Source organism: Cloacibacterium normanense (genome assembly GCF_003860565.1).
GTDB lineage: Bacteria > Bacteroidota > Bacteroidia > Flavobacteriales > Weeksellaceae > Cloacibacterium > Cloacibacterium normanense.
Genome location: NZ_CP034157.1, coordinates 407,504 through 421,068, shown reverse-complemented (window position 1 = coordinate 421,068; position 13,565 = coordinate 407,504). Strand labels below are relative to the sequence as shown.

Annotated in this window: 9 protein-coding genes; 5 read left to right on the top strand and 4 right to left on the bottom strand. The window is 34.6% G+C overall.

The features are described 5' to 3' along the window. Window positions 1-52 precede the first annotated feature (52 nt). The 5 genes from EB819_RS02050 to EB819_RS02030 all read left to right on the top strand — a co-directional run bounded on the left by EB819_RS02050 (window position 53) and on the right by EB819_RS02030 (window position 7,414). Window positions 53-3,223, top strand: a complete 3,171-nt coding sequence (locus EB819_RS02050) for an efflux RND transporter permease subunit (RefSeq protein WP_069797090.1) — start codon at window positions 53-55, stop codon at window positions 3,221-3,223. Window positions 3,224-3,317: 94 nt separating this feature from the next. After that, window positions 3,318-4,538, top strand: coding sequence for a TolC family protein (locus EB819_RS02045; protein ID WP_069797213.1), 1,221 nt, complete (start codon window positions 3,318-3,320; stop codon window positions 4,536-4,538). Window positions 4,539-4,545: 7 nt separating this feature from the next. Continuing rightward, window positions 4,546-5,112: a cytochrome b/b6 domain-containing protein gene (locus EB819_RS02040; RefSeq protein WP_069797091.1), complete on the top strand. Its 567-nt coding sequence runs from the start codon at window positions 4,546-4,548 to the stop codon at window positions 5,110-5,112. Window positions 5,113-5,162: 50 nt separating this feature from the next. Further along, a complete protein-coding gene (locus tag EB819_RS02035) occupies window positions 5,163-6,296 on the top strand; it encodes an efflux RND transporter periplasmic adaptor subunit (protein ID WP_069797092.1) in 1,134 nt (377 codons plus the stop codon). 20 nt (window positions 6,297-6,316) lie between these two features. Then, window positions 6,317-7,414 carry a VIT1/CCC1 transporter family protein gene (locus EB819_RS02030; RefSeq protein ID WP_069797093.1) on the top strand — a complete coding sequence of 366 codons (1,098 nt, stop codon included), beginning with the start codon at window positions 6,317-6,319 and terminating at the stop codon, window positions 7,412-7,414. 80 nt (window positions 7,415-7,494) lie between these two features. Here the strand turns inward: EB819_RS02030 and recG are convergent, their stop codons facing one another. The 4 genes from recG to EB819_RS02010 form a co-directional block, all read right to left on the bottom strand. After that, window positions 7,495-9,588 (bottom strand): ATP-dependent DNA helicase RecG, encoded by a 2,094-nt coding sequence (gene recG / locus EB819_RS02025; RefSeq protein ID WP_069797094.1) that lies wholly within the window; start codon window positions 9,586-9,588, stop codon window positions 7,495-7,497. 250 nt (window positions 9,589-9,838) lie between these two features. Then, window positions 9,839-10,375 (bottom strand): thioredoxin family protein, encoded by a 537-nt coding sequence (locus EB819_RS02020; RefSeq protein WP_069797095.1) that lies wholly within the window; start codon window positions 10,373-10,375, stop codon window positions 9,839-9,841. 18 nt (window positions 10,376-10,393) lie between these two features. Next, a complete protein-coding gene (locus tag EB819_RS02015) occupies window positions 10,394-11,905 on the bottom strand; it encodes a peptide MFS transporter (RefSeq protein WP_069797096.1) in 1,512 nt (503 codons plus the stop codon). Window positions 11,906-12,021: 116 nt separating this feature from the next. Further along, entirely contained in the window at window positions 12,022-13,527 is a 1,506-nt protein-coding gene (locus tag EB819_RS02010; RefSeq protein WP_069797097.1) for a peptide MFS transporter, read from the bottom strand. Window positions 13,528-13,565: the final 38 nt, after the last annotated feature.

Here is a 13,565-nt window from a genome sequence, read left to right as displayed (position 1 = left end):
AAACTCATTACTATTTGGTTTTGAGACGTTTCACTCTATAAATTAAATTAAAATGCTTAACAAAATCATAGAATTTTCCATCAAGAATAAACTGATTATCGCTTTATTCACGCTTGGATTAATCATTTATGGAATATTTGAGGTAAGAAAATTACCTATCGATGCGGTACCCGATATTACAGACAATCAGGTACAGATTATTACCGTTTCCCCAAGTTTGGGAGCACCAGATGTAGAAAGATTCATCACTTTTCCGCTAGAACAAGCCAATAATAACATTGCAGGAATTAAACAAATGCGTAGTTTTTCGCGTTTCGGACTTTCTGTAATCACTATTGTTTTTAAAGATGAAGTAGATTTACATTGGGCACGTCAACAAGTTGCAGAAAGGCTTCAGCAAGTTTCAAAAGATATTCCTACCAGTTTAGGCACGCCTTCTATGGCTCCGATTTCTACAGGTTTAGGAGAAATTTATCAATATGTTGTTCGTCCGAAAAAAGGTTATGAACACCGTTACAATGCGATGCAACTCAGAACCATTCAAGATTGGATAGTTCGTAGACAATTATTAGGAACAGAAGGAGTTGCAGATGTAGCGAGTTTTGGTGGAGATTTAAAGCAATATGAAGTTGCTGTAAATCCTTCTCAACTGAAATCTATGGGTGTAACCATGACCGAAGTTTTTGATGCATTACAAAAAAACAATCAAAACACTGGTGGCGCTTATATAGAAAAAGGTCCGAGTGTTCTATTTATCAGAACCGAAGGATTAATGGGAAAAATTACAGATATTGAGAACACTGTAGTTAAAAATTTAGAAGACGGAACTCCAATTTTGATTAAAAATATTGGAACCGTACAATACGGAAAAGCCATCAGATACGGCGCAATGACCTACAACGGAAAAGGAGAAGTTGCAGGAGCTGTGGTGATGATGATGAAAGGAGAAAACTCAAACGAAGTCATTAAAAAAGTAAAAACAAGAATAGAAGAAATCCAGAAAACTTTACCAGAAGGCGTAAAAATAGATGCATTCTTAGACCGAACCAAAATGGTAAATAATGCCATCGGAACAGTTGAGAAAAACCTTTTAGAAGGTGCACTAATTGTAGTTTTCGTTTTGGTATTATTCCTAGGAAATCTGCGTGCTGGATTTTTGGTCGCTTCTGTTATTCCGCTCTCCATGCTTTTTGCCATCATTATGATGAATATTTTTGGAGTTTCGGGGAATTTAATGAGTTTAGGCGCATTAGATTTCGGATTAATTGTAGATGGAGCCGTCATCATTGTAGAAGCGGTTTTGCATAGATTACAACATTTAAAAGTTTATCAAAATCAACGCATTTCTCAAACCATGATGGATGACGAAGTCTATACTTCTTCTAGCAAAATGATGAATTCGGCGGTGTTTGGACAAATTATTATCCTTATCGTTTACTTACCAATTCTCACTTTAGAAGGCGTAGAAGGCAAAATGTTTATTCCGATGGCGCAAACCGTAATTTTTGCATTATTGGGAGCATTTATCCTTTCTTTAACCTATATCCCGATGATGAGTTCTCTTGTTTTGTCTAAAAAAATTAACAATAAGAAGACCATTTCGGATAAAATGATTGAAAAAATTGAGAAAAACTACGATAAATCATTAGAAAGAGTTTTAAAAGTTCCTAACTTAATATTCTTCGGAATTGTTGGTGTATTTTTCTTTGCCGTTTTTATAATGACCAGATTAGGAGGAGAATTTATTCCTAGTCTTCCTGAAGGAGATTTTGCGGTAGACACCAGAGTTTTACCAGGCAGTAATCTGAAAACTTCTACAGATGCTGTTCAAAAATCTTCTCAGATTTTAATGAAAAAATTCCCAGAAATTGAAAAAATTGTAGGGAAAACAGGAAGCTCTGAAATCCCAACCGATCCTATGCCAATTGACGCGAGTGATATGATGATTATCTTAAAACCTCGTGCTGAATGGACTTCTGCGACAACTTATGATGAACTCTCAGAAAAAATGTCTGTCGAACTGAAAAAAAATATGATTGGCGTGACCTACTCTTTCCAATATCCTGTTGCAATGAGATTTAACGAATTAATGACAGGAGCAAGACAAGACGTAGTTTGTAAAATTTTTGGAGAAAATCTTGACACCTTAAAAGTTTATGCTGAAAAATTAGGTCAAATTTCCAAAAAAATTGAAGGCGCACAAAACATTTATGTAGAACCCGTTTCCGGAATGCCACAGATTGTAATTACTTACAAACGTGAAGCCATGTCACAATTTGGGCTTAATGTGAGTGATGTCAATAATATCGTGAATACTGCTTTTGCAGGACAAGCTACAGGATCTGTTTTCGAAGGAGAAAAGAAATTTGATTTGGTCGTTCGTTTAGATGGAAACCAAAGAAAAAATGTAGACGATGTCAATAATCTACTCATCTCTACTCCTTCTGGAATTGAAATTCCACTTAGCACAGTTGCCAATGTAGAATTAAAGGAAAGCATTAACCAAATTCAGCGTGAAAATGCTCAGCGAAGAATCATCGTTGGTTTCAATGTAAGAAACCGAGATATACAATCTACGGTAGAAGATTTACAACAAAATGTAGAAAAACAACTGAAACTTCCTGCTGGTTATTCCATAAAATATGGTGGAACTTTTGAAAATCTTCAACAAGCAAAATCACGTTTAGCAATAGCAGTTCCGGTGAGTTTATTTTTAATTTTATTGATGCTGTATTTTGCGTTTAATTCCGTAAAATACGGATTGCTCATCTTCTCTGCAATTCCACTTTCCGCTATTGGAGGAATTCTCTCACTTTGGTTAAGAGATATGAATTTCAGTATTTCTGCGGGAGTTGGTTTCATCGCATTATTTGGGGTAGCGGTTTTAAATGGCATTGTTCTTATTTCGGAATTTAACCGACAAAAAACAATACAACCAGATTTAAAAACTGCAGTGATTGTCGGTGGAAAAACCAGATTAAGACCTGTTTTAATGACTGCCTTTGTAGCATCTTTAGGATTTTTGCCAATGGCAATTTCTACTGGCGAAGGTGCAGAAGTGCAGAGACCTCTCGCTACAGTTGTAATTGGTGGTTTATTATTAGCCACTTATCTTACACTTTATCTATTGCCAGTAATGTACATTTGGTTTGAGGCACATTTCCCTGAAAAAAATAGAAAATTGCAAGAAATAGAAGATACTGAAGATGGATACCAACTATAAATCTAAACACAGAGACACAAAGAATTTCACGGAGAACACCGTGAACTCTAATAATTTCTCTGTGACCTCTGTGGTAAAAAATAAATCAAATAAAATGAAAGATAAATTTTTAAAAATATTCACTTTTCTAATTTTTGGAATAGGGTTTTCACAAACTCCTATTTCACTAGAAAGTGCCATCAATAAAGCTTTGGATAATAATTTAGCCATCAAAGACGGAACATTAAAGGTACAATACCAAGAAAAAATGCAACGTTCTGCTACCGTTATTGACCCATTGATGATTTCAGGAGAAATCGGGCAAATGAATTCAGCTTATGTTGACAATAAATTTTCGGTTTCTCAAACGATTAGATTGCCAAAATTTTACAACAGTCAGAAGAAAGTTTTAGCAGAAGAATATAAAAATTCTACATTACAATTGGATGTTCATAAATGGCAAATCAAAAAAGAAATTTCTTTGATTTACAACGAGTTAAAATATCTAGACGAGAAGAAAAAACTGCTCAAAAAAGCAGACAGTATCTTTTCTCAATATTACAAAAGAGCAGAACTCAGACTGAAAAAAGGAGAAAGCAATCTCTTAGAAAAAGCGACTGCCGAAAACTTGAGAAGTCAAGCAGAATTACAACTCAATGCACTGGAAAAAGACAGAGAAATTGCTTTGCAGAAATTTAATTTCCTCATCAATGATGGAACTTTTTACCAAAATGATAAAGAAAAATATGCTGTTTTAGACATTAACAATCTTGGCGAAAATTTCTCAGGAAATCCAATTATTTTGAAACAATTAGAGCAAGAAAAAAACATTCAAAACGCTAAACTTTTAGCTGAAAAATCTAAGCTTACTCCTAGTTTTAACATTGGGTACAACAATATGTCGATGTACGGAAATGGTGCAGATAATAAATTCTATGAGCGTTCGGCAAGGTTTCACTCTGGAATGGTAGGAATAGGTTTACCTGTTTTCAATTCTGCACAAAAATCAGTGATTGAAGCTCAGAAAATCAACCAACAAATCGCTGAAAATAATTATCAGCTGGGTTCATTAAAACTGAAAAATCAATACACACAGAACTTTAATCTTTATCAAAAACTAACGAATGAGATTTCTTACTATCAAAAAACAGGTTTGGCAAACAGCGAAAGCATTTTAAAAACTGCCAATAACCAGTATTATAACGGAGAAATCAATTATTTAGAATGGACTCTTTTAGTAAATCAAGCATTTGAAATTGAAAACAAATACACAGATCGATTAAAAGAACTCAATGACATTATTATAGAAATCAACGCGCTGAAAAGCGAAAATTAATTAAAAGATGAAAAAATTTACCGCAACACATAGAATTATACATTGGGTTATCGCAATTTCAATGTTAGTATTATTAGCCACTGGATTTTTAAGAATGTATTGGATGGGTAGAAAAACCATTTCTGCTGCTATCAATAACGAACTTACTGCTAAAGGTTTAGAATTACCAGAAGAAAGCGTTCGTGCTATTGCAAAATCCATTATCAATCCAATGTTTGAGTGGCACGTTAACTTTGCTTATGTACTCGTTTTTGCTTTTGTTTTAAGGATAATTTATATGCTGGTAAAAGGCATTAAATTTCCTAATCCTTTTTCTAAAACGGCTTCTGGAAAAGAAAAATTCCAAGGAACCATTTATTTTATTTTCTACATTTTAGTGGCGGTAGAAGCTGCAACTGGTATGATGCTAAAATTTGAATTAGCCGGAGAAGACATTCTAGAAAAAGCCGAAGAAATTCACAAACTAGCCATTTATTGGATGCCAGGATTCATCGTCCTTCACTTTGTAGGAATTACCATTGCAGAATTTACCAACAAAAAAGGAATTGTTTCTAAAATGATTGGAGGAGAATAATCCTCAATCAATTGTAAGTTTTAATTTTTTAAGCAAAAAATGAATCAAAAATGAAAAAAATAATTTCAATTATAACAATATCACTTCTACTCTTTTCTTGTGGCAAAAAAGAAGAAACTGCCAAAGAAGAATTTGAAGTAGTAGCCGCTGAAAACCAAATTACGCTGAACGATAACCAAATCAAAAATGCGGGTATAGAAACAGGAAATTTAGGATACGAAGATATTTCAGCAAAAATAATCCTCAACGGAGCTGTAGATGTTCCGCCACAGAATTTAGCAAGTGTTTCTGCGCCAAGTGGTGGCTATGTGCGTTTTATTCGTCATATGCCAGGAATGCATGTAGACAAAGGTGAAACTTTGGCTGTTTTAGAAGATCCACAGATTGTTCAGTTGCAGCAAGATTATCTTTTGGCAAAATCTAATTTAGGTTACGCACAAAAAGATTATGCTAGACAAAGTGAATTAAATCAAAGCAAAGCCGCATCAGATAAAGCGATGCAACTCGCACAAACTGAAGCTCAAAATCAAAATATTTTGATGAGAGGAATGGCCGAAAAACTGAGAGCTCTTGGAATAAATCCGAATAATCTGAACGCTGGGAACATTAAAAGAAGTGTAGCAGTTACATCACCAGTTTCTGGTTATATTTCTAGTGTAAATGTGAAGATGGGACAATATGTTTCGCCTACAGAAAGACTTTTTGATGTAGTAAACACAGGAGATATTCATCTTGCATTAAAGGTTTTTGAAAAAGATTTAAATAAAATTGCTTTGAACCAAAGAGTTTTTGCCTATACCAATCAAAATCCTGATAAAAAATACGCCGCTAATATTATTTTAATTGGTAGAGATTTTCAGCCAGACAAATCTGTGATTATTCATTGTCATTTTATAGAATATGATAAGAGTTTAATTCCCGGAACTTACATGAATGCAGAAGTAGAAACCCAAACTGAAACCGGTAACACTGTTCCAGACGATGCAGTGGTTACTTGGGAAAGCAAACAATATATTTTTGAAGAAGTACAACCAAAAACCTATAAAATGTTTCCTATAACCATAGGAAATTCGGAAAATGGGAGAACAGAAATTTTGAACCTTGACGAAAAGGCAAAAAACAAGAAATTTGTAACGAAAGGAGCTTATTATCTATTGATGGGACTTAAAAATGTAGAAGAATAACACCACAAAACACCCACAAAATGAACTTAAAAAACATCCAAACCGAAGTAGATGCTTCTTTTCTGTACGGTTTATTAGCAGAGAAAGAAGAAGACCAAAATGTAAAAGAGATTTTCTCACAAATGTCCGCCATAGAAAAATCTCACGCAGTATCATTTTTACAGAAAGTAGGACTCACTGAAAAAGACATGCCGAAACCTTCTACAAGAGCAAAAATTCTCAAAAAAATTGGAGGAATTCTAGGATATGATTATGTTTTAGGTGTTTTAATGGATACCGAAAAATCATTATCTAGCTCTATCGGAAAAGCCAGAGTTAATACTAAAACTCAAGCATCTATTTCGGATACAGCACATGTGAAAATTTTAGAAAATATTCTTCAAAATAATCCTAAAATCGGTGGAAATGCACTTTCTCGTTTTGAAAAAAGACACCGTTCTGTTGGCGGAAATGCACTTAGAGCAGCTGTTTTAGGAGGAAATGACGGTTTAATTTCCAACTTTTCATTAATTATGGGAGTTGCAGGAGCAAGTAGCGGACAAAAAGAAGTACTGCTCGCAGGTTTAGCTGGGCTTTTGGCAGGTTCATTGTCTATGGCATTAGGAGAATGGATTTCGGTACAGAGTTCCAAAGAATTATACGAAAACCAGATGTCTCTGGAAATGGATGAATTAGAAGTAAATCCCGAAGGAGAATTAAAAGAAATAGAATTGATTTACAGAGCGAAAGGAATTCCTGCTCATCAAGCCGCACAAATGGCAATAGAACTCATGAATGACAAAAATTCTGCACATCAATTTTTGGTAAAAGAAGAATTAGGAATCAACTCCGAAGAACTGAAAGGTTCTGCTATGGAAGCTGCAATTTCATCATTCGTATTATTTGCAATTGGAGCAATTTTACCTCTTTTCCCGTTTTTCTTTTTAGGAGGAACTCCAGCAATTATTGCGAGTGCTATCTCTAGTTCCGTTGGTTTATTTTTAATAGGTTCTGCCATTACTCTTTTCACAGGAAAAAGCATTTGGTATTCAGGTTTCAGACAAGTTATTTTCGGATTATTGGCTGCAGCAATCACTTTCGGAATCGGTAAATTAATTGGCGTTTCGGTGATAGGATAAAATTTTAAAACATTTCAACTCAATTTTTAAAAATGCCGATGAAAATTTCATCGGTATTTTTATTAAGTTTTGATTAAAAATTAAGAGATTTTACCCCATTTATTTTTGCCTTTATACTGCTTAACGTAGTAATTTCTAAGGCTTTGATGCTCCGGAAGCTGTAGATTTCCGTCTATTTTTAGCAAATGTTCTACGGTTTCTTTTGCTGCTTTTATGATATTACCATCATTTACCAAATCTAGGCGTTTAAAATCTACCATTCCGCTTTGTTGAGTTCCCAGAATATCTCCAGGACCGCGCAATTGCATGTCTACTTCAGAAATTTTAAAACCGTCATTGGTTTCGCACATGGTTTTGATGCGTTTTCTGGATTCTGTGGAGAGTTTATCGCCAGTCATCAGAATACAATAGCTTTGTTCTGCTCCTCTTCCTACTCTACCACGAAGCTGGTGCAACTGTGATAGCCCAAATCTTTCGGCACTTTCTATCACCATTACCGAAGCATTCGGAACATTTACACCTACTTCTATTACGGTAGTTGCGACCATAATATCTGCTTTTCCTTTGGCAAAATAATTCATGGCTGCATCTTTTTCATCGGGTTTCATTTTCCCGTGAAGCATGGTGGTATTATAATCTGGAAGCGGAAAAATTTCTGAAATATGTTCAAAGCCTTCCATCAAATTTTTATAATCCAGCGTTTCAGATTCCTCGATTAATGGATATACAAAATACACTTGTCTGCCTTTGGCAATTTCTTCTTTGGCAAAACCATAGACAGAATTTCTATCTTTTTCTCTTCGGTGAGCTGTGATAATTGGTTTTCTACCAACAGGCATTTCATCAATTACCGAAACATCTAAATCAGAATAATAGCTCATTGCCAAAGTTCTAGGAATAGGTGTAGCCGTCATTACCAAAATATGCGGTGCAATTTTATTTTTAGCCCAAAGTTTCGCACGTTGTGCTACTCCAAATCTATGTTGCTCATCGATGATTGCCAATCCTAAATTTTTGAACCGAACAATATCTTCTAAAACAGCATGAGTTCCTACTAAAATCGAAAGTTCGCCGTTTAAAAGTTCTTCATGAATCACTTTTCTTTCGGCGGTTTTGGTAGAACCTGTGAGTAATCTTACTTTAACATCTGTTTCCTTCAATAAATCTGCAATCGAATTAAAATGCTGCGTTGCCAAAATTTCTGTAGGCGCCATCATACAACTTTGGAAGCCATTATCCATCGCCAAAAGCATCGCTAAAAGTGCCACCATCGTTTTACCAGAACCTACATCTCCTTGCAATAATCGGTTCATCTGAATAGGCTTTTTCAAATCATTTCTGATTTCTTTCAGCACTCTTTTTTGGGCATTGGTGAGTTCAAAAGGAAGAAAATTTTCGTAGAAATTATTGAAATTTTTGCCTACTATCGGAAAAGGATTCCCAATCGTAAAACTTTTGTTGTAATTCTTCTTCAAACCATAACCCAACTGGAAAAAGAATGCTTCTTCAAATTTTAATCTTCTGTCTGCATGTTTTGCAAAATCTGCATTTTGTGGAAAATGGATGTTGAGATATGCTTGTTGACGACTCATCAATTTCAGAGATTTCATGAGGGAAACTGGCAAATTCTCTTCTATCAAATGAGGAATCTGCGAAATGATGTTAGCTTGAACCGTTTGAAAAAACTTCTGGTTTAATCCACGTTTCGTCAATTTTTCTGAACTTGGATAAATAGGTCTGAGTCTTTCTTCTGCCGATTTTTTATCTTCTAATTCAATTTCTGGATGCGGCATCGAAAAACTATGGTTAAACTCCTGAACTCTCCCAAAAATATAGATTTCTCGGTTTACGGGAATCTGTTCTTTCATCCAATTAGAATACTGAAACCAAACTAAATCCAGTGTTCCTGTTCCGTCTGTAAACTTCCCCGAAAGTCGTTTTTTCCCTTTAGCATAAGTGATTTCCTGCAATTCTGTAATCCGACCTTTCAGTTGAATTTCTAAATTATCTTCCTTGATATCTGCAATTTTATAGACTTTCGATTTATCTAAATATCTTATCGGAAAAAAATGCAGAAAATCTTCCACCGTTCTAATATCTAAGACATTAGCAATTAGTTTGGCACGTTCTGTACCAATTCCTTTTAAAAATTCTATGGAAGTGTCTAATGTCAATGGTGAATTTGCTTCGCAGTGAACTGTGAGTTTTACGATGTGAAATTAAGGAAATTTGTTCAAAACTAAAAAAGAAAAGACCTTCAATCATGAAAGTCTTTTTATTATGTTTTGGCTAAAGCCAAATTGATTTTTATGATTTCTAAAACTGACTAAAGTCCGTTGCTATTGATAAAAATATTGATAAATCCTGTGGATTGCTTCATTATTTCATTCCTCGCAAATATTTTTCAAAAAATCACAACTCGAATTACTCTTTAATCTTGGATTTAAATTTTTTCTGATAGTTTTCCCATTGTTCACGGGTTTTGATATTTTTATATTCGCCTTTAGAAAACAAAGTGATATAAGGTTCTAATTCTTTGGCAGAGAAAAATCCCATCAAATTGGTAATCGGTTGAGCATTTTCGTCTAAAAATACCAGAGCTGGATATCCATTGACATTCATAAACTTCGCGAACTGGTGCATTGCATTTTTGCTTTTTGCCTTGTTAGCAAAATCAGGATTGGTAAAAACCCTATCATAAAAATTAACCGTCTGATTGCCTTCTGCGTTGAATTTTACAGCGTAAAAATTTTCATTGATGTATTTAGAAATAATAGGATGTGAATAGGTTTGTTTATCCATCAATTTACACGGTCCACACCAATCTGCATAAAAATCGATGAGAATCTTTTTTGGATTGGTTTTTTGAGCAGTTAACGCTTGTTCCATCGTCATCCAATTCACTTGTGAAAAGGAAAAACTGAACACCCAAAGAAAAAACATCGATAAAGTAGTTTTCATACAGTAGTTTTTATGTGGTTAATGAACCTCTTGCATTAATTTTTTCACAAAAGGAGATATCAAAATCAGTACCAAACCAGCTACTAAAGCATAGATTCCTAAATCTTTATATCCTTCTGTGTAAGTAATTAGTTTTTCATAGTTGGTTGCACCCTCTCTTGCTGAAGCCATGTTTGCGCCAATAATTCCTGCAACATATTGTCCGTAAGCTGAAGCCAAAAACCACATTCCCATCATCATTCCTTGTAACTTTTCAGTAGAAAGTTTCGTCATAATAGACAAACCAATCGGCGACAAACACAATTCACCAAAAGTAATGACCAATAAAGCAATTGTGAAAATATTTAATGATGTTATCCCTTGAAGATTGGCGAAAAATTTAGTCGCAAAAAGCAGATAATATCCTAATCCTAAAAAGATAAATCCTAAACCAAATTTGATTAAAGTATTGGGTTCCAATTTTCTTTCACTGAGCCAAATCCATAATAAACCAATAATTGGAGCTAGGAAAATAATGAAAAATGCACCTCCAGAATTGTTCACTCCATTCGGGTCTAATCCTAGTAAGTCTTTGTTCAGATTATTCGCAGCAAAAATGCTCAAAGAACCTCCACTCTGTTCATAAATTCCCCAAAAAAGAATAGAGAAAATAATAAAAACCAAAGCCGCCCAAAGTTTTTTTCTTTCGGCTGGTGTAACCTTTGTCATTTCATAAAAAAGATAAATGAGCGTCAATGGACCTACAATATACATAAATAAATCTGTGTATTCGGTTATAGAAACCATCGTCATAATTATTGGTACAAAAACCAAAGAAAGGACATAAACTCCATATTCTTTCCATTTTGCCATAGGTGAAAAAGTTCCATCTGCATTTAATGTTTGAGGCTGTAAACCGATAGGTCCTAATCTTCTTTGAGTAAAGATAAAATTCACCAAACTTACCACCATAACAATAGCCGCCAAACTGAAAGCTACGTTCCATCTTTTATCTTCTGGAATAAAACTAGAAAACATTTCGCCTTTACCAATAGCGATACAGAAATAACCACCCAATAAAGCGCCTAAGTTGATTCCTGCATAAAACAATGAGAAACCTGCATCTGTTCTAGAATCTCCCGCTTTATAAAGTTTCCCTACCATAGTAGAAATATTGGGTTTAAAAAATCCTGTTCCTACAACGGTAAAAGCAATTCCTAAAAAGAAAAACTGGTGTGGATCTATGGATAAAATAACACTCCCAACAATCATCAGTAAACCTCCCCAAAATAAAGATTTTCTGAAACCAAGGATTTTATCTGCAAAAAGTCCGCCCACAAAAGTAAAAGCATATACAAAAGCTTGAGTAGCTCCATATTGAAGATTGGCTTGTTCGTCTCCGAAATTAAGTTGAGAAATCATGAAGAACACAAGCATTCCGCGCATTCCGTAGAAGCAGAAACGTTCCCACATTTCAGAGAAAAAGAGTGACCAAATCTGGCGAGGATATTTGCCTTTAAAATCTTGAATTTGTTCGAGAGTTAAATTCATTTTAATTGTATTTCTTGTTAAAAACTTTGACAAATATTTTTAAACTTTGACAAAGCAGTACGAAAATAAAAAAAACCTCTGACATTGCAGAGGTTTTAGTGAGTTTTATGATAATTTTAATTTACGCCGTGCATCTTCTTTTCTAACCATCTACTCATCACGAATAGAACTGCTGCTGCAACTCCACACATTACGATGAATACTAAGAAGAAATCAAATAAATTAGCAATTTGGAAACCTAAGAAAGAGGTAGTAGCTGCGCCTTCTCCACCTTCTCCGCCTCCAGGAATTAATGCTGAAAGTGTTCCTGCAAATTTATTCGCTGCAGCGTTTGCTAGGAACCAAGTTCCCATCAATAATGATGAAAATCTTGCTGGTGAAAGTTTAGAAACCATTGATAATCCAATTGGTGACAAACAAAGTTCCCCCATCGTGTGAATCACATAAAGACCGATTAACCAGAACATAGATACTTTATCCATTGCTCCTAAACCATAAACTGCAAATGCAATTACTACATAACCAAGAGCTACTAAAGATAAACCAATCGCCATTTTTTTAGGAGAAGTAGGTTCTAAACCTCTATTCCCTAATCTTAACCAAAGTGAAGAAAATAATGGTGCTAAAAGGATAATTGCTAATGGATTTACTGATTGGAAGTAAGAAGCTGGCATTTCCCAACCGAATAAAGTTCTATCTGTTTGTCTGTCTGCAAAAATAGTAAGCGAAGCTCCAGCTTGCTCAAATGCTCCCCAGAAGAAAATCACGAAAAACGCTAGAATGAAGATCACCATAATTCTGTCTCTCTCGTCTTTTGTAAGAGATTTATCTGTTAAAATAATAAGTGGCATTGCAACCATCGCTCCGTAAATTAAATATCCAATAATATCTAATTCGCTGTTGAACATGGTTTTATAGTTCATTAAGAAGAAAATAAGAGCTATTGCTGCAATTACAATTCCTACTTGTTTTACACCAAATTTCTGAGTAGGCATACCAATAGGGTTATTGTCTGCATCTACTAAAAGTTTATTTTTTTGAGCTACGAAAGTGATCAAACCGATAATCATCCCGATTCCAGCTGCTAAAAAGCCCCATTTGAAGTCTATTTTTTCAGCTAAAGTTCCACAAATTAATGGTGAGAAGAATGCTCCTAAGTTAATTCCCATGTAGAAAATGGTAAATGCAGCATCTACTCTTCTGTCTCCTTGAGGATATAATTGACCTACCATTGTAGAAATATTTGGTTTGAAAAAACCGTTTCCAATGATGAGCAAAGTAAGACCTACCCACATTAATGAAATAGCAGCACCACCAGAAGTAGAAGCACTAAAAAACATCGCAAACTGACCAAGAGCCATTAATATACCTCCAATTTCTATACTTCTTCTGTTTCCTAAAAATCTATCAGAAAGATAACCTCCCAAAAGTGGTGTTAAGTATACCAAACCTGTATAACTTCCGTAGATATTAGAAGCATCAGAATCTGGCATAAGAAGCATTTTCGTCATGTATAAGATAAAAATTGCTCTCATACCGTAGTAAGAGAAACGTTCCCACATTTCAGTCATGAATAAAAGGTATAGTCCTTTAGGATGTCCTTTTTGTTGTGCTGTATCCATATTTTTATTGTTAATTTTTTGTTAAGACTAGCAAATAT

Coding starts and splice junctions, on each gene's coding strand:
- EB819_RS02010 (WP_069797097.1), bottom strand. CDS start 13,527: ATGGATACAGCACAACAAAAAGGACATCCTAAAGGACTATACCTTTTA.
- EB819_RS02040 (WP_069797091.1), top strand. CDS start 4,546: ATGAAAAAATTTACCGCAACACATAGAATTATACATTGGGTTATCGCA.
- EB819_RS02050 (WP_069797090.1), top strand. CDS start 53: ATGCTTAACAAAATCATAGAATTTTCCATCAAGAATAAACTGATTATC.
- EB819_RS02020 (WP_069797095.1), bottom strand. CDS start 10,375: ATGAAAACTACTTTATCGATGTTTTTTCTTTGGGTGTTCAGTTTTTCC.
- EB819_RS02030 (WP_069797093.1), top strand. CDS start 6,317: ATGAACTTAAAAAACATCCAAACCGAAGTAGATGCTTCTTTTCTGTAC.
- EB819_RS02015 (WP_069797096.1), bottom strand. CDS start 11,905: ATGAATTTAACTCTCGAACAAATTCAAGATTTTAAAGGCAAATATCCT.
- EB819_RS02045 (WP_069797213.1), top strand. CDS start 3,318: ATGAAAGATAAATTTTTAAAAATATTCACTTTTCTAATTTTTGGAATA.
- EB819_RS02035 (WP_069797092.1), top strand. CDS start 5,163: ATGAAAAAAATAATTTCAATTATAACAATATCACTTCTACTCTTTTCT.